Raw genomic sequence first — 20994 nt, 5'->3', positions numbered from 1 at the left:
GCACCAATTGCGGCGAAGTTTTCAAGATAGATAGTGCTGGTTAGGAGTTGGTCCCGGCAGAGCGTTTATTCTCCGGGACCATACATGATCAGGCCTCTTGGTCTGGGCGACCTACGCACATATAGGAAAAGCCGTGTTTAGCGACTTCGTCCTTGCCATAAATATTCCTAAGATCGACGAGAACAGGAACGGCCATATCCTCTTTCAGCCGGCTGAAGTCAAGAGCACGGAAGGCGTTCCATTCGGTGACAATAACTAGAGCATGGGCGTCCTTGGCGACGTCATATGCGCTGTTCCCAAAAGTCACATTATCCACGAGCTCGACTGCTGCTTTCATGCCTTCTGGGTCATAGGCACTAATCTCCGCGCCTTTGTCTTGCAACGCTTGTATAATGGAAAGGGCAGGGCTATCGCGCATATCATCTGTGTTCGGCTTGAACGTAAGGCCGAGCACCGCGATTTTCTTACCGCGTACATCACCACCAACAGCGGAGATGACTTTCTTTGACATTGAGCGCTTACGCTGATCATTAATGGAGCAGGTTGTTTCAATCAGGCGGACAGGGCTGGCATGGTCTTGTGCTGTTTTAACAAGAGCAAGCGTATCCTTTGGAAAGCAGGAGCCCCCATAGCCTGGACCTGCATTTAAGAACTTTGAGCCGATCCGGTTATCAAGCCCTATCCCGCGGGCAACATCTTGAACGTCTGCTCCAACTGCTTCACTTAGATCCGCAAGTTCATTGATGAACGTGATTTTCATGGCTAGGAATGCATTACCGGCGTACTTAATAAGCTCAGACGTGCGGCGGCTGACAAATACCAAGGGAGACTGGTTGAGGTATAAAGGGCGATAAACCTCTGTCATGACAGACTTTGCCCGGTCCCCTGAAACGCCAACGACAATACGGTCAGGTCGCTTGAAGTCGCTAATGGCGGCGCCTTCTCGCAAAAATTCTGGATTTGAGACCACTTCAAAGTCGGCGTTAGGATTGATCTCACGTATAATGCGTTCGACCTCATCGCCAGTCCCGACAGGAACGGTCGATTTGGTGACAATAACAGTGAAGCCATCAAGGGATGCAGCAATCTCTTCAGCGGCTGCGTAGACATAACTTAGGTCGGCATGCCCATCTCCTCTGCGTGACGGAGTACCAACCGCAATGAAGATGACATCAGCTTTACGAACTGCATCAGTCAGTTCTGTCGTAAAACTCAAGCGGCCTGCTTTTACGTTACTATCGACGAGCTCTTCCAGTCCTGGCTCATAAATAGGTATCTGACCGTTTCTTAATTTTTCAATTTTGTCTTTGGCTTTATCAACGCAAATGACTTCGTGACCAAAATCAGCGAAACAGGTTCCTGATACTAAACCTACATATCCGCTTCCGATTACTGCAATTACCATTTTGTCTCCTGCACGAGCCGATCACTTTTGGATGTGCAAATAGGTTTATTTATGCCGAAACGCAATAGTACATAACCCGCTTCCAAATACAGCCCCCAGTAAGGCACATTCATTGGCTGCCTGAGCCGCAAACTAGCAAGCAAATTGGAGATTGTGGTAAAATTGTAGTCTAATTGTGACGAGTATTAGTGTGTATTGAGGTCTTATTTATCTAAAGTTCTAAATGAATTTATTTCCCTTATAAGTTGGGAAAGACTGCGCGGAAAGAAATGGATGGTTAATAAAGTAATTTAGATAAAATTACATGGGATATTTCTATTGCGAAAATAGGTAAAAATACGCGATTTCTTCTGTGAAATAGAAGAAGATTTTGATTCTACTCATTCCTTTGGTTGTCGCTAACTTAAAATTTCTAATAGTTATCCCAAGAAAATTTCGCGTATAGCGCGAACCGAAATATGGAGAACATGTGGCAAAAGTATGCCCTCTGATTTTTGCTTAACAAGTGAACCGAGCACTGAAATTAGTTGCAGACAATCCCTGAAATTTCATAAACGGCAGAAATCTAGGGTGATAGGAAATATTAAGATCAAATTGTAACTAAAATTGAATATTATTTTCTATTATAATTACTTTAGTTTTCAGGTCAGATTTACTTGTTCAGCAAGATAAAAAAGCTTCTAAGGAAATTGACAGAATATGTTTCTCTGATTTACCAGCGGTATATTCATTTGGGAATGAATGGGTTGGGTCATGTATTTAATTGTTGATGAGCAACAACTTGTAACAGATGGGTATGCCTCAGGTTTTGAGCGTGAGGGCATCTCAACGAGCGGATTTAGTCCGGGTGATTTTCAAGATTGGCTAAATACTGCGCCTGATACAGAGTTTGAGGCCGTAGAAGCTATCTTGATCGGTGAGATAGGGGAGCACGAGAAGTTCCCTCAGATTATCCGGCGCAGATGCTCTCAAAAGCCTGTGTTGGTCCTTAATAGTAGTCCAGCGCTCGAGCAAACGCTTAAGTTGTTTGCTGCTGGTGTAGATGATGTCGTTCGTAAGCCAGTACACCCGCAAGAAATACTTGCTCGTGTTAATGCGATCAAACGGCGGACAGTAAACCAGAGCATTAATGTAGAACTTGGTGGACTGACTGTTTACTTTGATGGGAGAGATCCGGAAATAGACGGGAATGCGCTGGCACTGCCGCGTAGAGAACGTCGAATTCTAGAGTACCTTGCGCAAAACAATGGCAGACGTCTGACCAAAACACAGATTTACAACTTCGTATACGGAATTTTTGAAAGCGAAGTTGATGAGAATGTTATTGAGAGCCACATCAGCAAGTTGAGAAAGAAGCTGCGCAGTCAAATGGGATACGACCCCATCGATTCAAAGCGTTATCTTGGCTATATTATCAATGCAATGTAACAACAAAAAAGGCTGCACCGCAGCCTTTTTTGTTGTTAGGACTCTCAAGCTTTAGTTATAGAAGCTGAGCTAACTCATTGAATGCATCTTGACTGGATGGTGCATCTAAACTCTGAACAAGCGCGTTGTATATTTTCGGAGCAATCTCGATCGCCTGGTCGAGTAAAGGGTCCACGCCCTCTTTATACCCGCCCATCATGCGAAGGTCTTTTGTGTCTTCGAATTTTGCAATCATCGCTTTCAATTTGGTGATGAGCTCTTGTTCCTGCGTGGACCAGCAGCTTTGAGCTAGACGTGAGATCGAAGTCAGCACGTTTACAGCCGGGTAGCGGCCTTCCTCTGCTATATGCCTGTCCAAAACAATATGCCCATCAAGCAGGCCCCTGATGTTATCTGCAACTGGATCGTTATGGTCATCGCCGTCAACGAGCACTGAGAAGATTGCGGTCATCATGCCGCTTCCTTCAATGCCAGGTCCCGCACGTTCGAGCAGGAGAGGGAGCTCTGAAAACACACTGGGTGGGTAGCCGCGAGAAAGTGCAGGTTCACCCGCTGCAAGAGCGACATCACGCAGTGCATGCGCGTAACGTGTTACACTATCCAATATTAGGAGAACTGATTGCCCCTGATCGCGGAAGTGCTCTGCCACGGTAATTGCAGTTTTTGGGGCCAAGCGCCGCATCATAGGGCTTTCATCGCCTGTAGCGACTACAACCACTGATTTTGAGAGTTGATCTCCCAGTGTCTCCTCAACGAACTCACGGACCTCTCTGCCGCGCTCTCCGATTAGCCCGATTACAACAGTGTCGAAAGTGTTGCTTTGAGCAATCATCGAAAGCAGCGTCGACTTGCCTACGCCAGAACCGGCAAAGACCCCGAGCCGTTGTCCATGGCAGATCGGTGTAAATAGGTCCATAACCCGAACTCCAGTCAATGCGGGACTCTTTACGCGCGCGCGCTGAACAGGTGGAGGGGGTAGGTTGTTAAAGGAGGCTAGGGACGGACCTTCGGCCATTGTTCCGAGACCATCAATTGGCTTTCCGAAGGCATTGATAATGCGCCCGCGCCAACTATTGTCAGGATAAAAATTGAGCTCTCCGCGTCGCTTAACCTTAATTCCAAGGCCTAAGTCAGACCTGGATGCATATGGTTTCACAAGGACGCTATCGGGCTCAATTCGGATGACCTCTCCGAACTCTTCTTGAGTTCCGGACAGATAGGAGACCTGGTCTCCTAGGTTTACGCCACCAGAAAGGCCTTTAACTCTAAGGTGATTGGGTGTGACCTCACAAAGAGTGCCACTTATCTCAATATTCCACGAACTCGATGGAATTTGAGCGGTAAGTTCCTGAATGCGCTCAAGGGCGGTCATAAACAACCTTTTGATATCTTAGCTTTGAGCAATTGTATTGCGGTGACGCTCCTGAAGTTGCCGAAGTAGATCTTCCGGCAGCAGGTTTCGTGCATCTTGAGACAGCTTGTCGATGGTTGGAAGCTCGGAGGCCTTAGCCTCGTTATCACTCTCATCGCTTGCTGCAAGAGCCTCGATGAGTTTGTCTTTGCTGCCCATCGAGATAGCTTCAGCTGAAGCTATGTTTCCAAAGAGGGGAGGGATATCACCAGTTTTTACCGGCAGTATTGGTGTGCCCCTTTGTAGTGGCGTTGCCATATCTACGGCTGGTTCTGGTGCCGCGCTGGCTAGGTTCAGCTTTTGCTCGATAACACTCATCGCTGTATTTACCTCTTGCGGCATTGATTCTGCGTCGAGTTTGCCAGCAAGCTTCATCTCAGCAATATTTCCAGCAACAAGTCCAGCTACCCCCAACGGGCCTGCAATCATCCCGTACAAAGAGCTGCCAGCAATTCGTGATCGAACCGATGCCTCATCGCCAGTTAGTTCGCGGTAAAGCGTGTTTACGCCGGGTATATGTTGAAGGGGGTTGATAATATCTATGAATTCACCAAGGCTAAATGGCTCGGCTGAAGACGATGTCTTTGGGGCGCTCGGACCGCTAATCGAGCGGTCTTCGCCCGCTGCGGACGGGAATGAGTTAACTGGATGTACCGCCATTAACCCTCTCCGAGCTTCTTAATAGTTTGCTGACGAATGCTTTCAACGCTCTGCATCATCGAATTCGTGCTTTCAAAAGCGCGAGTGATGGTAATCAGCTTAGTGATTTCTGCAATTGGATTGATGTTGGAGCCCTCGGCAAAGCCCTGAGCAAAACCATTTTCAGTAAAATCTTGCACTGGTTCAACCAAGGTATCCGGTATAACGCCCGAATTTCCTGTACGGCTAAGCTGAGCGTTTTGAGGGATTGAAAACAGACCAAGCACGCCAACTTGACGACCTTCTTGGTAAATAGTGCCATCCTTGGAGATTTCTGGCGAACCACCAAGCGGATCCAGAACGATAGGTGCATTTCCGTTATCCAGTATAGGGTTGCCTTCAATGCTTCTCAAGATTCCGTCGGTGGCAACTTGAAAACGACCATCTCGCGTATAGGCAATGCCATTCCCGGTCTGAATACCGAGCCAGCCCTCGCCTTCAATTGCCACATCAAGCGTGTTGCCCGTTTGCTTAATCTCACCTGGCTGCGTTGAGATATAAGTTTTCCCGGTGGACGCAAATGCAACCGGGTCTTCGCCTGGGCGTTTTACAAGGCTATCAAATTTCACCTCGTCGGCCCGGTATCCCGTTGTCTCCATATTGGCGACATTTCGTGCCACTGTTTCAAGCCGACGTTCCAGAGCCATTTGCCCAGATAATGAGACATAAAGTGAAGAAACTACCATCGTCAGATTCCAAGTCTGGTTGTGTTCACTAGAGCTGCAGGAGCTGGATCAATTCCGAAACCCGCAGGTGCAAATAGGTGAACTATTGGTGAGATGCATCGTTCATTCTTTGTTTGATAGAAAAGAACGAAAACCCCAAGAATTCCGTAAAATTGCTCGGGACGTCTAAAGATATTTGTTTTGGGCCTTGAAACAACTTGATAAATTCGTTGATCTGAAACGATACTCAAGTGCTTTCGTTTGTTTTTGTTTATGCCCATGACTGTTTCTTTACAGTCGTAGGTTTCAGACGTGCTGTCTTGGAAAAAACTACATATCTTGCTTTTGGCATAGATCATGTCAAACCCGCCCGAACTTAAATAGGGCGACAGAATGATCGAGATGCCTTGTCTGAACCTGTAGCCCATTTGCATGCAATTTGATTTTCACAACGCCAGTTTCGGACAAGTATGCCTCGCTACCACAAGCTGAGAAAAGTGCTTGTCCGGTTGAGTGTGTGGAGCGCAAATTGAATATCCTAGTTGGCCTCGTGATCGTTATTGGATCCATAATTGGTGGTTATGTTGCTATGGGCGGCTATATGAAGGTGCTATGGCAACCTTTTGAGCTGCTTATTGTTGGAGGGGCTGCCTTCGGTACCTTTGTGGTGGCGAATACCTTCAAAACAATAAAGGATACCGGTCGTGGTATTCATGAGGCTTTGTTAAATGCAAAGCCCAAAAAAAGAGATCACCTTGATACATTAAGTGTGCTCTATGGGCTCATGAGAACTCTTCGTGCGAAGGGTCGAAATGACGTAGAGCAGATTATTGATAACCCTGAAGAATCTGATCTTTTTCAGCGTTTTCCAAGGGTGCTTGGGAATGTCTCTCTAACGAGTTTCATTTGCGATTATTTCCGTCTGATTATCATCGGAAATGTCCGCCCTCATGAGATTGAAGCTCTGATGGATGAAGAGTTGCATACTCTGGGTCGTGAAGAGATGAAGCCTTATCAGGCTTTGAGTATTGTGGCGGAAACGCTACCCGCTCTCGGGATTGTTGCTGCTGTCCTTGGTATTGTGAAAGCAATGGGTGCTATTGACCAGGAGCCTGAAATCTTGGGCAGCTTGATCGGTGCAGCTCTTGTGGGGACATTCCTTGGAATCTTCTTGTCCTATGGGATTGTTAGTCCAATCGCGGTCAAGATTAAATCCATTCGTGAGCAGCGTTACCGCCTATACATCGAAGTGAAGCAAACTCTGCTTGCCTTTATGAATGGTGCGGCGCCGCAAATCGCGCTGGAGCATGGCCGTAAGACAATCGGTGCGGATGATCGTCCGACGATTGACGAGGTTGAGGCAGAGACAATGAACGCCGGCCCTGTGGTGTCTGCTGGAGGTGAGGCGTAATGGAGCCGCAAGAGCTTGATATGAATGATGAGGTCATTAGTGCGGAAAGCGCTAAGGTTGATCTCCCTTCTCGCCTTCTCGATGCTGCTGGTCTTGGTGTTGATCGTTTGCCGATGCTTCATGTGGTCTTTGACCGCATGGCACGTCAATATATCGATACACTTCGGCAGATGGCTGCGACAGCTCCTTACCTTGCTGTGCAGTCAGTCTCCAATGAACGTATCGGTGATGCGCTCGAGCAATACGAAGATCGTGCTGTTGTGGCGGTGCTGCATGCCCAGGAGTGGGATGCTCGTATTTTGCTTGGCTTTGATCGGGCCTTTATCTTCTCGATGGTTGAAGTTTTGCTCGGTGGTGATGGAGAGGAAGAAGCTTTCCTTGAAGATCGTGCACTAACGAATGTCGAGCAGCGCCTGGCCTATCGGATGTTTGAGGAGGCGGCGACAGCGTTGGAGACAGCGTTTGAAGCCATCGCGGATACATCGCTGAAGGTTGAGCGACTCGAAAACAGAATGGAGTTTGCTCAGACGGGGCGTAAGAGTAATCCGTGTGTGCTTGCTAAAATGACTGCAGAGATCATCGGGCGTGAGGGTGAGATTTTTGTCATCATACCTCAGTCTGTTCTGAATCCTCTTCGAGAGAATTTGACACAAGTGTTGTCTGGCGAGGTTGCGGGCCGTGATACGCGTTGGACCAAGCAGTTCCAGCAGGAAGTTCAGCGCACTGAGGTTAAGCTGACTGCGATACTTGAGGAACAGCGTTTGACGCTTGAGGAGGTTGCGCAGTTTGAGGTTGGTCTTGTTCTTGAGCTGAACGCGACCCCAAAAACAGCTGTCCAGCTTGAGTGTAATAGCCAACCGCTATTTAATTGTCGCCTTGGGCAGGTTGCCGGGTCCTACACAGTGCGGGTTGAAGAGCTGATCGAGCAGGAAGGGGAACTTCTCGATGATATCTTATCTAATTGATGGATTTTTACTGTTTGCTCTGGCGCTTACAACTTGGCGCGTCATTGTGATGTACCGGCAGCTCAAAAAGCTGTCTGGCTATCATGAGGACTACCAGAGGATCTTTGATCAGACCACTGAGGCGATGGATAACATCGGGCTGTCTTTGCAGGAAATCCGCGTTCGCGGAGAAGAGATTTTGACCAATCTGGGCCTGCGAATTGACGAAGCTCGCGAGACCACTGTTGATATTTCCGGTGTGATTTTGCAGGCGCAAACAGAAATGAAGGCGCTGCAAGAGCACATTGAGTGGCTAAGCAAAAAGAGTGGCGAAATTGGTATCAGTATGGATGATGCCCCACCAAAACCAGGTGGTGATCGTGGGCGGCGCTCTGGTAGCGTACCAAGGCAGGCGAAGGTAAAGCAAAAGTCTGTCTCAAGGTCTTCGTCAAACGCGGCGGCTTTGCTCTTGACCGGTGGTCTTAGTAAAGCGGCTCCACCAGAAAAAAGTGAAAACACCGCAGTCTCTGCAATTGATAATCAGAATGTTCGTGTTCGAAAAGTTTCTTTCGGCCAAAGCGCCACATTCAGGTCTGTAAGTGTAAAGGACGAAGAAGGTCCCGAGAAGGAGAGTGATCCGCAATGAGCAGCTCAAACGAAATGAGTGATGAAGCCCTCGCGCTGCAATGGGAAGCTGCTGCTTCTGAAGCCGAGATGGATATCGATATGGCAGCGCCTGCTGCAACAGCTCAGCCTAGCACTCCTGTTGCCGAAAAAGGAATGAGTGACGAGAACGTTGACCGAAATCTGGATGCAGTTCTCGGTATCCCTGTTGATATGCAGGTCGTGCTTGGTTCTGCGACGATGCCGGTGGCGAGTTTGTTGAAGCTTGGGCGCGGAGCGGTCATTCCGCTGGATCATCGTGTGGGTGAACCTGTCGACATTGTCGTGAATGGTAGAACTGTGGCACGCGGTGAGATCGTTGTGGTCGAGGACGATAACTCCCGGTTTGGAGTGTCACTGACAGAGATTGTGGGTGCAAAAGGCAGTTACGCCTAACCCCACCAAAAGTGCTGTGCTTGAATGAATTTTTGTATCCGAGGCGCGTAGATAATGAACAGTGTTGTTCCAGCTGAAATGGGTAGCGTCATTTCCAGAAAAAATGGTCATCAGAAAGCGGCGGCTTTGCTGTTGGCTATGGGGAGTGACAATGCGACCCGTGTTCTGAAGCATTTCGACAATGATGAAATGCGGATGATCATCCGCGCTGCTGCAGACCTAGGTACAGTGCCTGCCAGTGAACTAGATGGGTTGATTGAAGAGTTCATCGAACTTTTCTCTGGCGGTGTAAATTTGTTTGGCACAGCCGAAGGTGCTGAGAGCCTTCTGAAGGGCATTTTGCCTGAGGACCAGGTTGCCGAAATCATGTCCGACGTTATGGGTTATTCCAAGCGTTCAATCTGGGACAAGGTTTCACAAATCTCAGAGCATGTTTTGTCGACTTATCTGCAAAAAGAGCATCCGCAGACCGCAGCTGTTATTCTTTCTAAGATTTCCGCAAATGGCGCAGCGCGCGTGATTTCGCAGATCCCTCGAAGAAAGCGGAATCAGATTGTTCGGCGGATGTTAACTCTTAAGCCTATTGTTGAAGACATCATGGAAGAAGTGCAAAAGACATTGCACGAAGACTTCATGGTCAACTTTGCAAGAACCGTGGGTACTGATGCCCATGTTCGCATGGCTGATATCCTCAATAAGATGGAACGTGATGATCTTGAAGACACGTTGAGTAACTTGCGTGAAGCACTGCCGAAATCTGCAGAGCAGCTCGCTGGTCTTCTCTTCACCTTTGAAGATATCCAGAACCTGGATCTGCGTACTCGAACAGCTATCTTTGATGATGTCACTAGTGAAGTTATCACGTCGGCTCTTAAAGGTACTGCACCTGAGTTCCGTCAGGCGATCCTTGCAAGTATGGCATCTCGTGCACGTCGGATCGTTGAAAATGATCTTGCCTCCGGTGAACCGATGACGCAGCGTGAGGTCATGGATGCTCGTCGTGAGATTACCGATCTTGCTCTCGAAAAAGCCAATGCTGGTGAGATTGATCTTGAGATAGGACGTGGAGAAGAAATCTACGTCTAAAGCTGCAGCGTGACTGTGTAAGTTTGTCAAAACACCTTGAGAAGCGGCAGGTTTCATGTCTGAAGACCAGGATCAAGATAGCAAAACACAGGAACCCACGGAGAAGAAGGTTCGTGATGCCACGGAGAAAGGGAATATCCCTGTCTCCAAAGAGGCATCAGTGCTCGCTTCTCTGCTGGCTTTGTTGCTTGTTCTTTCCTTTATTGCGGTCGATAAAGCGCAAGGCTTGGTGCATTTTCTCAAGTGGTTTTTGGACAGTCCAGGTGAAATCCGTTTCAACAGCTCCGCAGAGCCGCTTCTATTGATGAACGCGGTTGCCTTGGAGTTGGTTTGGTTTCTTGGTCCAATTGTAGCGCTGTTTGTTTTCTTCGGGCTGGCGTCATCCTTCATGCAAAATACACCACGACTTGTACTGGATAGAATCGAACCAAAACTGAGCAAGATCTCCTTAAAAAAGGGATTCGGAAAGCTCTTTAGCATCAACAGTGCAATGGAGTTTGTTAAGTCGCTCTTCAAGCTCATAACAATCGTTGTTGTTGCTATGTTGGTTTTGAAGTCTCAGCAAGCCGTCGCCTTAACGGCTATGTACAGTGATCCGAGCCAGCTTCCGCAGCTCATTCTTTCTGTCGCAATGACGCTACTTTCCGGAATCTGCATTGCAACGATTTTTCTTGTTGGGTTTGACTTGGCCTTGTCGCGCTTTCAGTGGCGCAAAAACCTTCGTATGTCTCATCAAGAGTTGAAGGACGAGTTTAAGCAGGCGGAAGGTGATCCGCTTATTAAAGCCCGGTTGCGTTCAATTGCACGCGACAGGGCGCGCAAGCGTATGATGTCTTCTGTTCAGGATGCAACAGTCGTGGTTGCTAACCCAACCCACTTTGCAGTTGCATTGTATTACGACCGTGAAGGGGAGCGTGCGCCCAGGGTCGTTGCAAAAGGCCAGGATATCATCGCACTCAAAATTAAAGAGCTTGCCTATATCCACGATGTTCCCGTCGTAGAAGATCGACAATTAGCACGTTCACTTTATGCGGCCGTAGAGATAGAACAGAGTATTCCAGAGGAATATTATCGTGCGGTGGCTGAAATTATTTCATATGTATATTTAAAGCGTTAAAGGCATTATCAATACGTGTTTCTGTCTTGCGAGGGTACTTTGTCCACTAAGACCATATTAAAGAATACCGACTTGCCTGCAAAATCAGAGGATGTTTTGCGCGAGACCTTGATTGCAAATGCGATGAAGCCAATCGCTGCTGAGTTGCGTCTTTGTGATCTGTCGTCACTGGCTCGCCATATTCTATCAAGTGAGGCTGCAAACTTAACTGATTTGCTTGCATCTTCTTCGGAGCTCTATTTCAAGCCTGATACATTGACCTACGCCGGTACGTCCTCGATCGATTTGAACTGGAACGGAAATGTAACGGTTTGCCTCCATATGAAGTTTGCTCATAATGGTGTGAATGTCATATTTCATCTGTTTTTGCTGGCTCTGAATTCGGCCATTGATGTCAAGTTCATCGCTTTTGACCAGCCCTCTCAAGACCCGCAGGAAAATACTAAACGGCTGGAAACTGCGCTTACTGAGGCGCGTATTGCCTCTTAAATGCACCGTTAACCCTTTATTAATATAAAATTTTAAGATAAAAAGATATACTTGACTTACCAAGTATATCTTTTTTGCTTTTTACGGGACTATTGATTCCACCAGCTACGGACAAGATTGCGCTGCTATGTCATTGTGAGCAGTTTTTTGTAGTGGAGTGGAGTTTTTGGAGCCCGTATATCTTTTCAATTTGGTTTCGCGGCAGAATTCATGGTTGTCAGTTCGACAGTCAGCAATTTCCGAAAATATCGCGAACGTTGATACTCCTGGTTTTGCAAGTAAAGATGTTGAGCCTTTTAAAGACGTTTTAGATAAGACGAGTATGCAGATGGCTGCTACGCAGTCAGGCCATATCAGCGAAGGTGCGACTAATTCTCGACGCGTTCGTGTCAATGATGGTGAAGCGTGGCAGGTTACGGTCTCTGATAACTCCGTCTCTCTTGAGCAAGAGCTGATCAAATCTGGTGAAGTTGCTCGACAGCACGCTCTCAATACTGAGCTTGTTGGGTCATTTTACGGTTTGATGAAAACGAGCTTAGGGAGATAGGGCTGATGATCGATCCACTTGTTGCTTCAATGAAGATTTCTTCTTCGGGTTTGAGGGTGCAGTCGCAGCGAATGCGTGTTGTTTCTGAAAATCTGGCGAATGTGCAGTCAACGGGCGATACTCCCGGCGCAACCCCCTATCAGCGTAAAACGATCACTTTCAAAAGTGAGGTTGACCGGGCTCTGGACGCAAACCTTGTTGCTGTGAAAGATATCGGAACGGACAAGGGTGATTATCGGATTGAATTTGATCCTTCGCACCCTGCTGCTGATGAGAACGGCAACGTTAAGTATCCAAATGTGAATACTCTGATTGAACTTGCAGATATGCGTGAAGCTTCTCGTTCTTATGAGGCTGGCCTGCAAATGATGGTTAAATCGAGAGAAATGATTACCCGTACAATCGATTTGTTGAGGTCTAGGTAATGGCGGATTTTTCAGCCTTGAGTGCTGTGTCACGCGTTTCAACGTTTACCAGTGGTGTAAATGACGTTTCTTCTGTTGCGCGTACTCGCCAATATCTTGTTGGCGGAGCGCAGGAAACTCAAGCTACTCAGGGAGTGCAGGGCAGCTTCGCAGATACCATGGCGGATGTCGTTCGTGAAACTGCTGGCGATCTGAAAACTGCTGAAGCCACTTCTGTAGCTGGCGTGCGCGGCGAAGTTTCTGCGCAAAAGGTGGTTGAAGCCGTGATGAAGGCAGAGCTTTCCTTGAAGAGTGCAGTTGCTGTGCGTGATAAGGTCGTTGAGGCCTATCAAGAATTCGCTCGGATGAGCATTTAAAGTTTTTGAAAGAAGGTTCCTCCCATGAAAGCTCTTGCTATTGCCGCGACGGGTATGTCTGCTCAGCAAACAAACCTAGAAGTGATTTCTAATAATATTGCCAACATGAATACCACGGCCTTTAAGGGATCGCGCGCGGAATTTTCTGATCTGCTGTATCAGGTGGATCGCGCTGCGGGTGTCGCAAATCGCGGCGGAGCCGCGCCAGTTCCAGAAGGTATTCAGCAGGGGCTTGGTGTTCGTACCGCAGCTGTTCGCAGTCTTCATTCGCAGGGGCCAATGAACCACACAAATAACACTTTTGATTTGGCGATCGACGGTCAGGGCTGGTTCGAGGTGAGTGGGCCTGACGGCGAGGCGCTTTATACACGGGCAGGTGCATTTAATGTCAACGGTGAAGGTGCCTTGGTGACATTGGATGGCTACGAAGTTCAGCCCGGTATCACTATCCCACTTGATGCGACTGAGATGACCATCAATGAAAGTGGTGAGGTCTTTGCTACCTTTGCAGATGGCAGTCCAGCGACCAGTATCGGTCAGCTGAGTCTCACCAGCTTCGTAAATAATGCAGGCATGAAAGCGATTGGCGGAAATCTCTTCCGCGAAACTGAAGCTTCTGGCGCGCCAAATGCTGGTATCGCAGGCGAGGGACCTTTGGGTGTAATTCGTCAGCGCTACCTTGAAGGCGCTAACGTTGACCCAGTTAAAGAAATTACTAGCTTGATCAGCGCTCAGCGTGGATATGAGATGAATTCGAAGGTCATTCAGGCAGCTGATGATATGGCTGGAACTGTGTCCAAGGGCATTCGCTAGGACACCATAATGAATGCTACGAAGCGTTTTATTCGCGCCGCTGTGCTATTGTGTTGCGTGTCTCTGTCATCGACAGCGGCACCAGCCGCAGGTGGGCGCGAGGTCGTGAAGCTGCCGGTGCCGGCCATGATGATTTACCCCGGCGATACAATTGAAGCAGGCATGCTTCGCGAGCATGGTTTCTACGCTAAATCAGTCGCTCAGCTTTCGGTCGTTCATCGCATGGAAAATGTTGTGGGCCTGGAAGCGCGCCGCACCCTTTTTCCAGGAAAACCTATTCCCAACAATGCGGTGCAGGAGCCAGTTGTCGTCAAGCGTGGTTCTTCGGTCTTGTTGGTCTTTAAAGAAAACGGGCTGGAAATTCGCGCCATCGTTGAGGCGCAGGAATCTGGGTCAATCGGAACGAATATCAGGGTGCGTAATCCCGATACAGGCTTAAGTGTTTTAGGCAAGGTGCAGGAAGATGGTTCCTTGCTGGCTGAAGGAGAATAATATCGTGCGTCTTGTAGGTCGTTCTCTCAGAGCTTTCTGCTTTGCTTGTTTTGCCTTGTTTATGGTCGTCGAAAGCGCTTCTGCACTCGTTCGCATCAAAGATATCGCTGACTTGCGTGGCATGCGCTCAAATCAGTTGGTTGGCTATGGTATTGTGATCGGCCTGAATGGGTCGGGTGATACCATGCGTAATTCACCGTTCACCGAGCAATCTTTGCAATCGATGCTGGAGCGCATGGGGGTGAACGTTAGAGAAGCTAGCTTGAATGCGCGCAACGTTGCAGCTGTTGTTGTAACGGCCGAACTCCCGCCCTTCATTGGGAATGGCGCCCGGATCGATGTGTCGGTCGGCTCACTTGGGGATGCAAAATCCTTGCAAGGTGGTACCCTTCTGGTGACGCCTTTGATGGGGGCTGATGGGAATGTGTATGCAGTCGGTCAGGGCTCTATATCTATCTCTGGCTTTTTGGCAGAAGGTGATGCATCCAGTCTGACGCAAGGCGTTCCAACTGCTGGTTATGTGCCAAATGGTGCGTTAATCGAGAAGACACTGCCTGACTACTTCAGCTCAATGCCGCAGCTGGTTCTCGAGTTGAAAAACCCAGACTTTAAGACCGCTGTCAGAGTGACTGATGCAATCAATGCGTTTTCATTAAACAGGTACGGTATGAAGCTGGCAAGCGAGCTGGACTACCGCTCTGTGCAGGTTCAGCGTCCCGCAGGTATTAGCTCTGTTCGCTTCGTTTCTCAGATTGAAGGCCTGATGGTCCAGCCTGATACACCCGCTCGCGTGGTGGTTGATGAAAGAACAGGCACAGTGGTCATTGGCCAGAATGTTCGCATTTCAACGGTCGCGGTGACGCATGGAAACCTAACAGTACGGGTGTCTGAGCGACCTGAGGTTTCGCAGCCATCTCCGTTTTCCACTCAGGGTGAAACCGTGGTTGTGCCTCGCACTGACATTGAAGTTCAGCAAGAAGATGGTCAGTTGCAGCTTATTGGTGGCACGGATCTGCAGACCTTGGTGAGGGGGCTCAATCGTATTGGCCTGAAGCCAAGTGGTATAATCGCAATTCTTCAGGCGATTAAGCAGGCAGGGGCTCTTCAGGCTGCTCTGGTGGTCAAATAGAGCCACATGGCAATTGGATAAGCCACAGGCAAGCTTGTGGCTTCAATGTACCGCTAAACCTATCGGAACTGAGTTGTAATGCCTCTCCTAAAGCTCTCTAAGAAGAAAATTCTTCCCCTTAAGTGTGCCGCGGTGTCTCTTGGGTTGTGCATTTCTGTTGCAAATGTGCAGGCGCAAAGTAACAGCGATGAGGTCGATGACCTAGAGGCTGCGATTGAGCTCGCCAAGAACTATTGTGAAGCTATAGCAGACCAATCAGCCGACGCACGAATTGCATGGCAGATGCGAGCGCTTTTCGATGTTGAACATCAGATGAAAGCGAAAATCGCAGTGCTTGATGCCAAGGTTGCCGAATTACGCAGCTGGGTGAAGCGCCGTGATGAGATATTGCAACGCGCCGAAGGTCATGTCGTTGAAATTTATGCGAATATGCGCCCGGACGCGGCGGCGTTGCAGCTGACGTCACTCGATGATGAAACCGCGATTTCCATTCTGTTGCAGATGAAAGCGCGCAAAGCGAGCTCGGTATTGGCTGAACTGTCTTCAGAGCGTGCAGCTTATCTCACGGACTTGATGGCAGAGTTCACAGCTCGAAAGGCCGCACAACAAAATTTAGGAGTGTCGCAGTGAAGCGTACCTTGGTTTGTATACTCACCGCCGTTTTGCTCTCTGGCTGTAGTGCTATGAAAAATGTCGGTCAGGAACCTGAACTCACGCCGTTGGGGCAGGGGCTGCAGCCCAATGTTGCGAGCTTGCCAAACACTTTAGCAAAGTCAGATGCGAAAAATAAACGCGCCTATCATGGTCTATGGGCCGATGGTGAGCAGGACTTTTTCAGGGACCCTAGAGCGAAGTCTGTGGGGGATGTTCTGACTGTTGCCATCAAGATTGACGATAAGGCGAAGCTTGATAATTCTAGCGAACGCTCGCGCGACGCCTCCAGTTCCACCGGCGTCACAGGCGCATTTGCCTGGGGCGGGACAAGTTCTGGCGATGCAAGTGCCAGCCTGTCGGGTACAGGGGCTTCAAGCAGTAAAGGTGAGGGTGCAATTGACCGTAGTGAGGAGATTGAACTCTCTATTGCTGCTGTTGTTACCAAAGTGCTGGGTAACGGAAACCTTATCATTTCTGGTCAGCAAGAGGTCCGTGTGAACTTCGAGGTTCGTGTGCTTTCTGTTGCTGGCATTGTGCGTCCTGAAGATATCACCGGTCGCAATACCATTGAGTATGACAAAATCGCTGAGGCTCGCGTTTCTTATGGGGGGCGCGGTCGTGTGACGGAAGTGCAGCAACCTAGTATTGGTCAGCAGATTTTGGATGTAATTAGTCCGCTTTAGGGGGAGGCAAAAATGGCTCTTAAACCACAGTTGCCGTCCTCCGATAATGCTTGGGCGGGTATCGTAATTGCTGCAGCGATCGTAACAACATGCGCCGGTCTTGGCGGCATGGCAATGGGATCAGCGCTTGTTGATCAAGTACATAGCAAGTATCTGGATGAGCAAAAGGCCAGCAGCGGTGCGCTCATTAATCCTGAATATACCGAGAGCAGTCAGATTGTCTCATTAAAACCGATTGTGACAAACCTGTTGTCCTCCTCCAAAAACTGGATCCGTATTGAAGCCTCTGTGGTTTTGATGCAGCGCGGTATCGAGGAGCAGGACCATTCTTTGCTGGTAAAGCAGGTTGAACAGGATCTTCTGCTGTATGCACGCACACTTGGGCCGCGTCAGCTTGAAGGAACCCGCGGACTTCTGCGCTTAAGAGATGATTTGAACGAGCGAGCAAAGATGCGCGGCGGAAATTTCGTTAAAGAACTGGTCCTTGAATCTGTGGTTATTCAGTAATGCGTTGCCTTGCGTTTTTTACGGGTTTTTTGAGCGTATTTGCGTTTTTCTGGGTAATGCCAGCCCAGGCACAGGAGCTTAACCTAGGCGACTTGCTTCCGGCAGGCGAGGCTTCTGCAAGTGGGCGCATCATCCAATATGTCATGATCCTGACAGTGCTCTCGTTGGCACCAGGCATCTTGATCATGGTCACCAGCTTCACCCGTTTTGTGGTCGCTCTGTCCTTCTTGCGTTCTGGCATCGGTCTGCAAACGACACCTGCCAACATCATCCTCATCTCACTTGCTCTCTTTATGACGTTTTATGTGATGGCGCCCACATTCGACGCAGCCTGGAAGAATGGTTTGCAGCCTTTGATCAAGGAAGAGATTTCAGAGAATGCGGCCTACACAGAAATCACCAAGCCCTTCAGGCAGTTCATGCTCGACAATGTTCGTGAAAAAGATCTGGTTCTTTTTGACGATTTGGCAGTGAGTTCATTCAATTATGAACAAAACGCGCCGCTTGAGGAGCTGGACCTGCGAGTGCTCATCCCAGCCTTCATGATTTCAGAGCTAAGGCGCGGGTTTGAGATTGGCTTTTTGATCGCCTTACCCTTTGTTGTCATTGATATGATCGTCGCAACACTAACAATGTCCATGGGCATGATGATGTTGCCACCCACTGTCATCTCTCTACCCTTTAAAGTGCTGTTCTTCGTCTTGATTGACGGCTGGTACTTATTAACGGGCGGGCTAATACGATCATTTACTTAAAATTAACTATAAGGCCTCGTTTCGAGGCCTTTTTTTTATTTTTGCTCTCTATCCAGCTTTGCGTAAGCTTAATGTACGAGGCTAAAGATCGTTACAGACTTTGGGCTTCCAAAGTGCATGATGCAATTCTGTAGCACCGGCATTTAGATCCGGAATGTCCCAGTTATTCAAATTTAGGGACGTATAATATGTCTTCTCTTTTAACAAATACCTCCGCAATGGTTGCGTTGACCACTCTGCGCGGCATCAGTGACAGCATGGCAGAAACTCAGAACCGCATTTCCACTGGTATGCGCGTAGCTGATGCATCTGACAATGCTGCGTACTGGTCCATCGCAACAACCATGCGTTCTGACAATGCGGCACTTTCCGCTGTGCAGGATGCGATTGGTCTGGGTGCAGCAACCGTTGATGTTGCTTTTACAGCAATGGATAACGCTGTTGAGCAAATGAAAGACATGGTCAGCAACATGACCACAGCAACCGATGATACGGTTGACAAAACCAAGATCCAGTCCGCACTGACCCAGTTCCAGGATCAGTTGAAAACCATCGCTTCTTCAGCAAGCTTTTCTGGTCAGAACTGGCTGCAGCAGGACATGGTTGCCGACAACCTGAACAAGGAAATCACTGGCTCCTTTACCCGTGATGCAAACGGCAATGTCACCATTGAGACCATTTCCGTTGACACATCTTCGATTGTGCTTGTTGATACAAACGGTACAACTGACGAAGGTATCCTCTCTCAGAATCTGATGGGCACTGCTGTTAGTCTTGCCGACATTGCTATGGGTACTGCTGGCGACATCTCCACGCTTACCATCGTGACGACAGGTCAAGAGCATGGTGTCCAGGCGGAAGCTTATCGTCTCGCGATTGTCAACCATTACAATACGTTGACCGGCACTGCTAAGACCACTTTTGACCGTGATGACGCAGAGTTGTTGTTTGTTACTGCTGTTGGTGGTGCTACAAACACCGCTCTTGGTGACGCTATGGTTGATGCATTGGGTGACCTTGGTGGTACCAATGTGCTTGATTTTGATATCGGTGGTCTTGGTACGTCTGCGGGGGACAAAGTTGTTCTTCAGGCCGTAATTGGTGCCGTTGATGGTCAGTTGCAGTCCTTGACTGATGCGGCTACCGATCTTGGTTCTGCCAAGGCGCGTGTTGATATGCAGATGGAGTTCGTCAAGAACCTGACAGATGCGATTGATCGCGGTGTTGGTCAGCTCGTTGATGCAGACATGAATGCAGAATCCACACGTTTGAAAGCTCTTCAGACCCAGGAACAGCTCGGCATTCAGGCTCTGTCCATCGCCAACGCTGGCTCCGAAAACATTCTCAGCCTGTTCCGTTAATTCGGTAACAACTCCTGAGAACCCTGAGACTAAGAAGCCCCGGCCTAGTTGCCGGGGCTTTTGCGTTTGGTGATGATCGCGTAGTGACTGCATTTGGTTAAGTGCTTGGATTAAGTGCCGTATCGGTAGTTATGTATGGCTGAGGGATGAGGGGGATACTTAGATAATAGTCAGCTTCACACAAGGCTTATGCATCAATTTTTTTCATGTTACAGACTTTGGTTTTCCAAAGTGTATGATGCAATTCTGTAGCGCCGGCATTTAGAACCGGAATGTCCCAGTTTTTTAAGTATTTTAGGGGCACATAATATGTCTTCTCTTTTAACAAACACCTCCGCAATGGTTGCGTTGACCACTCTGCGTGGCATCAGTGACAGCATGGCAGAAACTCAGAACCGCATTTCCACTGGTATGCGTGTAGCTGATGCATCTGACAATGCTGCATACTGGTCCATCGCAACAACCATGCGTTCTGACAATGCGGCACTTTCCGCTGTGCAGGATGCTATTGGTCTGGGTGCAGCAACCGTTGACGTTGCTTTTACAGCAATGGATAACGCTGTTGAGCAAATGAAAGACATGGTCAGCAACATGACCACAGCAACCGATGATACGGTTGACAAAGGTAAGATCCAGTCCGCACTGACCCAGTTTCAGGATCAGTTGAAAACCATCGCCTCTTCAGCAAGCTTTTCTGGTCAGAACTGGCTGCAGCAGGACATGGTTGCCGACAACCTGAACAAGGAAATCACCGGTTCCTTTACCCGTGATGCAAACGGCAATGTCACCATCGAGACCATTTCCGTTGACACCTCCTCCATCGTGCTTGTTGATACAAATGGTACAACTGACAATGGTATCCTCTCTCAGGATCTGATGGGCGCTGGGTTTGATGTTGCCAAGATTGCTATCGTTACTGCTGGTGATATGGATACACTCACGATCGTGACAGGTACCGAAGTGCATGGTCTGGAGGCTGAGCTTTACAAACAAGCAATTATTGATCACTACAATACTCTGACGGGTACTGCGGCAACCACCTTTAATGCGACCGATGCGAAGGCGTTGTTTTTTGCAACTGGTGCCAATACAGTTTTGGGTCAGGAGATGGAGGACGCATTTAATAGTCTTGGTGGGAACAGTGTTCTTGATTTTGACATCAGCGGGCTTGGTACCTCTGGGTCAGACAAGAAAGTTCTCCAGGCTGTGATCCACGCCGTTGATGGCCAGTTGCAGTCCTTGACAGATGCTGCAACCGACCTTGGTTCTGCCAAGGCACGTGTTGATATGCAGATGGAGTTTGTGAAAAACCTGACAGATGCGATTGATCGTGGTGTTGGTCAGCTCGTTGATGCAGACATGAATGCAGAATCCACACGTTTGAAAGCTCTTCAGACCCAGGAACAGCTCGGCATTCAGGCTCTGTCCATCGCCAACGCTGGCTCCGAAAACATTCTCAGCCTGTTCCGTTAATTCGGTAACAACTCCTGAGAACCCTGAGTTTAAGAAGCCCCGGCCTTGTGCTGGGGCTTTTTGCTTATGGCGAATAAACTTTTAG

General features: G+C 48.6%; 24 protein-coding genes. 20 read left to right on the top strand and 4 right to left on the bottom strand.

Annotation, left to right across the window (positions count from 1 at the left end):
* Positions 1–88: 88 nt before the first annotated feature.
* Positions 89–1405 (bottom strand): UDP-glucose dehydrogenase family protein, encoded by a 1317-nt coding sequence (locus BMZ51_RS01545; protein ID WP_068010214.1) that lies wholly within the window; start codon positions 1403–1405, stop codon positions 89–91.
* A gap of 753 nt (positions 1406–2158) precedes the next feature.
* Here BMZ51_RS01545 and BMZ51_RS01540 point away from each other — a divergent pair.
* Positions 2159–2833, top strand: coding sequence for a response regulator transcription factor (locus tag BMZ51_RS01540; protein ID WP_068010272.1), 675 nt, complete (start codon positions 2159–2161; stop codon positions 2831–2833).
* A 55-nt stretch (positions 2834–2888) separates the two neighbouring features.
* Here the strand turns inward: BMZ51_RS01540 and fliI are convergent, their stop codons facing one another.
* The 3 genes from fliI to flgF are packed head-to-tail and all read right to left on the bottom strand — an operon-like array spanning position 2889 to position 5629.
* Positions 2889–4205: a flagellar protein export ATPase FliI gene (gene fliI, locus BMZ51_RS01535; RefSeq protein WP_068010209.1), complete on the bottom strand. Its 1317-nt coding sequence runs from the start codon at positions 4203–4205 to the stop codon at positions 2889–2891.
* Positions 4206–4223: 18 nt separating this feature from the next.
* Positions 4224–4904: a hypothetical protein gene (locus BMZ51_RS01530; protein ID WP_068010207.1), complete on the bottom strand. Its 681-nt coding sequence runs from the start codon at positions 4902–4904 to the stop codon at positions 4224–4226.
* Positions 4904–5629 carry a flagellar basal-body rod protein FlgF gene (gene flgF / locus BMZ51_RS01525; protein WP_068010203.1) on the bottom strand — a complete coding sequence of 242 codons (726 nt, stop codon included), beginning with the start codon at positions 5627–5629 and terminating at the stop codon, positions 4904–4906. The genes BMZ51_RS01530 and flgF overlap by 1 nt, the downstream gene beginning before the upstream one ends.
* 508 nt (positions 5630–6137) lie before the next feature.
* Between flgF and motA the strand changes: the two genes are divergently transcribed.
* The 19 genes from motA (at position 6138) to BMZ51_RS01425 (ending at position 20909) form a co-directional block, all read left to right on the top strand.
* Positions 6138–7019, top strand: coding sequence for a flagellar motor stator protein MotA (gene motA, locus BMZ51_RS01515; protein WP_068010269.1), 882 nt, complete (start codon positions 6138–6140; stop codon positions 7017–7019).
* Positions 7019–7984, top strand: a complete 966-nt coding sequence (locus BMZ51_RS01510) for a flagellar motor switch protein FliM (protein WP_068010199.1) — start codon at positions 7019–7021, stop codon at positions 7982–7984. The genes motA and BMZ51_RS01510 overlap by 1 nt, the downstream gene beginning before the upstream one ends.
* Entirely contained in the window at positions 7965–8609 is a 645-nt protein-coding gene (locus BMZ51_RS01505; protein ID WP_068010196.1) for a hypothetical protein, read from the top strand. Before BMZ51_RS01510 ends, BMZ51_RS01505 begins: the two co-directional genes overlap by 20 nt.
* A 134-nt stretch (positions 8610–8743) precedes the next feature.
* Entirely contained in the window at positions 8744–9022 is a 279-nt protein-coding gene (gene fliN, locus BMZ51_RS01500) for a flagellar motor switch protein FliN (RefSeq protein WP_244271425.1), read from the top strand.
* A 54-nt stretch (positions 9023–9076) separates the two neighbouring features.
* Entirely contained in the window at positions 9077–10108 is a 1032-nt protein-coding gene (locus tag BMZ51_RS01495; protein ID WP_068010189.1) for a flagellar motor switch protein FliG, read from the top strand.
* 55 nt (positions 10109–10163) lie between these two features.
* Positions 10164–11225 (top strand): flagellar biosynthesis protein FlhB, encoded by a 1062-nt coding sequence (gene flhB / locus BMZ51_RS01490; protein ID WP_068010185.1) that lies wholly within the window; start codon positions 10164–10166, stop codon positions 11223–11225.
* Between the two features lie 39 nt (positions 11226–11264).
* Positions 11265–11714, top strand: a complete 450-nt coding sequence (locus BMZ51_RS01485) for a hypothetical protein (protein WP_208979212.1) — start codon at positions 11265–11267, stop codon at positions 11712–11714.
* A gap of 157 nt (positions 11715–11871) precedes the next feature.
* Positions 11872–12261 (top strand): flagellar basal body rod protein FlgB, encoded by a 390-nt coding sequence (flgB, locus tag BMZ51_RS01480; protein ID WP_275078225.1) that lies wholly within the window; start codon positions 11872–11874, stop codon positions 12259–12261.
* A gap of 8 nt (positions 12262–12269) precedes the next feature.
* Positions 12270–12686, top strand: coding sequence for a flagellar basal body rod protein FlgC (flgC, locus tag BMZ51_RS01475; RefSeq protein WP_208979274.1), 417 nt, complete (start codon positions 12270–12272; stop codon positions 12684–12686).
* On the top strand, positions 12686–13042 hold the full coding sequence (fliE, locus tag BMZ51_RS01470) for a flagellar hook-basal body complex protein FliE (RefSeq protein WP_068010183.1): 357 nt from the start codon (positions 12686–12688) through the stop codon (positions 13040–13042). The genes flgC and fliE overlap by 1 nt, the downstream gene beginning before the upstream one ends.
* A gap of 24 nt (positions 13043–13066) precedes the next feature.
* Positions 13067–13855: a flagellar basal-body rod protein FlgG gene (gene flgG / locus BMZ51_RS01465; protein WP_068010182.1), complete on the top strand. Its 789-nt coding sequence runs from the start codon at positions 13067–13069 to the stop codon at positions 13853–13855.
* Between the two features lie 9 nt (positions 13856–13864).
* Positions 13865–14347: a flagellar basal body P-ring formation chaperone FlgA gene (flgA, locus tag BMZ51_RS01460; RefSeq protein ID WP_074881693.1), complete on the top strand. Its 483-nt coding sequence runs from the start codon at positions 13865–13867 to the stop codon at positions 14345–14347.
* A gap of 4 nt (positions 14348–14351) precedes the next feature.
* Positions 14352–15476, top strand: coding sequence for a flagellar basal body P-ring protein FlgI (gene flgI, locus BMZ51_RS01455; RefSeq protein ID WP_082825726.1), 1125 nt, complete (start codon positions 14352–14354; stop codon positions 15474–15476).
* A gap of 78 nt (positions 15477–15554) precedes the next feature.
* Positions 15555–16106, top strand: coding sequence for a MotE family protein (locus tag BMZ51_RS01450; RefSeq protein WP_068010178.1), 552 nt, complete (start codon positions 15555–15557; stop codon positions 16104–16106).
* Positions 16103–16813, top strand: a complete 711-nt coding sequence (gene flgH, locus BMZ51_RS01445; protein ID WP_068010175.1) for a flagellar basal body L-ring protein FlgH — start codon at positions 16103–16105, stop codon at positions 16811–16813. Before BMZ51_RS01450 ends, flgH begins: the two co-directional genes overlap by 4 nt.
* A gap of 12 nt (positions 16814–16825) precedes the next feature.
* A complete protein-coding gene (locus tag BMZ51_RS01440; RefSeq protein WP_068010174.1) occupies positions 16826–17320 on the top strand; it encodes a flagellar basal body-associated FliL family protein in 495 nt (164 codons plus the stop codon).
* A 56-nt stretch (positions 17321–17376) separates the two neighbouring features.
* Positions 17377–18075 (top strand): flagellar type III secretion system pore protein FliP, encoded by a 699-nt coding sequence (fliP, locus tag BMZ51_RS01435; RefSeq protein ID WP_420848507.1) that lies wholly within the window; start codon positions 17377–17379, stop codon positions 18073–18075.
* Between the two features lie 188 nt (positions 18076–18263).
* On the top strand, positions 18264–19436 hold the full coding sequence (locus BMZ51_RS01430) for a flagellin N-terminal helical domain-containing protein (RefSeq protein ID WP_074881688.1): 1173 nt from the start codon (positions 18264–18266) through the stop codon (positions 19434–19436).
* 309 nt (positions 19437–19745) lie between these two features.
* On the top strand, positions 19746–20909 hold the full coding sequence (locus BMZ51_RS01425; RefSeq protein ID WP_068007046.1) for a flagellin N-terminal helical domain-containing protein: 1164 nt from the start codon (positions 19746–19748) through the stop codon (positions 20907–20909).
* The last annotated feature ends 85 nt before the right edge of the window (positions 20910–20994 follow it).

The sequence above is a fragment of the Pseudovibrio axinellae genome (assembly GCF_900110875.1).
Lineage (GTDB): Bacteria > Pseudomonadota > Alphaproteobacteria > Rhizobiales > Stappiaceae > Pseudovibrio > Pseudovibrio axinellae.
The sequence above is the reverse complement of the archived record's forward strand: the minus strand, read 5'-3'. Positions and strand labels throughout refer to the sequence as shown.

What these genes read in the sequence shown, in the direction of transcription:
- flhB (WP_068010185.1), top strand. Translation starts at nt 10,164, where the DNA reads ATGTCTGAAGACCAGGATCAAGATAGCAAAACACAGGAACCCACGGAG.
- fliI (WP_068010209.1), bottom strand. Translation starts at nt 4,205, where the DNA reads ATGACCGCCCTTGAGCGCATTCAGGAACTTACCGCTCAAATTCCATCG.
- fliP (WP_420848507.1), top strand. Translation starts at nt 17,377, where the DNA reads ATGCCAGCCCAGGCACAGGAGCTTAACCTAGGCGACTTGCTTCCGGCA.
- BMZ51_RS01530 (WP_068010207.1), bottom strand. Translation starts at nt 4,904, where the DNA reads ATGGCGGTACATCCAGTTAACTCATTCCCGTCCGCAGCGGGCGAAGAC.
- flgG (WP_068010182.1), top strand. Translation starts at nt 13,067, where the DNA reads ATGAAAGCTCTTGCTATTGCCGCGACGGGTATGTCTGCTCAGCAAACA.
- BMZ51_RS01450 (WP_068010178.1), top strand. Translation starts at nt 15,555, where the DNA reads ATGCCTCTCCTAAAGCTCTCTAAGAAGAAAATTCTTCCCCTTAAGTGT.
- BMZ51_RS01505 (WP_068010196.1), top strand. Translation starts at nt 7,965, where the DNA reads ATGATATCTTATCTAATTGATGGATTTTTACTGTTTGCTCTGGCGCTT.
- BMZ51_RS01545 (WP_068010214.1), bottom strand. Translation starts at nt 1,405, where the DNA reads ATGGTAATTGCAGTAATCGGAAGCGGATATGTAGGTTTAGTATCAGGA.
- fliE (WP_068010183.1), top strand. Translation starts at nt 12,686, where the DNA reads ATGGCGGATTTTTCAGCCTTGAGTGCTGTGTCACGCGTTTCAACGTTT.
- BMZ51_RS01495 (WP_068010189.1), top strand. Translation starts at nt 9,077, where the DNA reads ATGAACAGTGTTGTTCCAGCTGAAATGGGTAGCGTCATTTCCAGAAAA.
- fliN (WP_244271425.1), top strand. Translation starts at nt 8,744, where the DNA reads ATGAGTGACGAGAACGTTGACCGAAATCTGGATGCAGTTCTCGGTATC.
- flgA (WP_074881693.1), top strand. Translation starts at nt 13,865, where the DNA reads ATGAATGCTACGAAGCGTTTTATTCGCGCCGCTGTGCTATTGTGTTGC.
- BMZ51_RS01425 (WP_068007046.1), top strand. Translation starts at nt 19,746, where the DNA reads ATGTCTTCTCTTTTAACAAACACCTCCGCAATGGTTGCGTTGACCACT.
- BMZ51_RS01440 (WP_068010174.1), top strand. Translation starts at nt 16,826, where the DNA reads ATGGCTCTTAAACCACAGTTGCCGTCCTCCGATAATGCTTGGGCGGGT.
- flgF (WP_068010203.1), bottom strand. Translation starts at nt 5,629, where the DNA reads ATGGTAGTTTCTTCACTTTATGTCTCATTATCTGGGCAAATGGCTCTG.
- BMZ51_RS01540 (WP_068010272.1), top strand. Translation starts at nt 2,159, where the DNA reads ATGTATTTAATTGTTGATGAGCAACAACTTGTAACAGATGGGTATGCC.
- BMZ51_RS01430 (WP_074881688.1), top strand. Translation starts at nt 18,264, where the DNA reads ATGTCTTCTCTTTTAACAAATACCTCCGCAATGGTTGCGTTGACCACT.
- BMZ51_RS01510 (WP_068010199.1), top strand. Translation starts at nt 7,019, where the DNA reads ATGGAGCCGCAAGAGCTTGATATGAATGATGAGGTCATTAGTGCGGAA.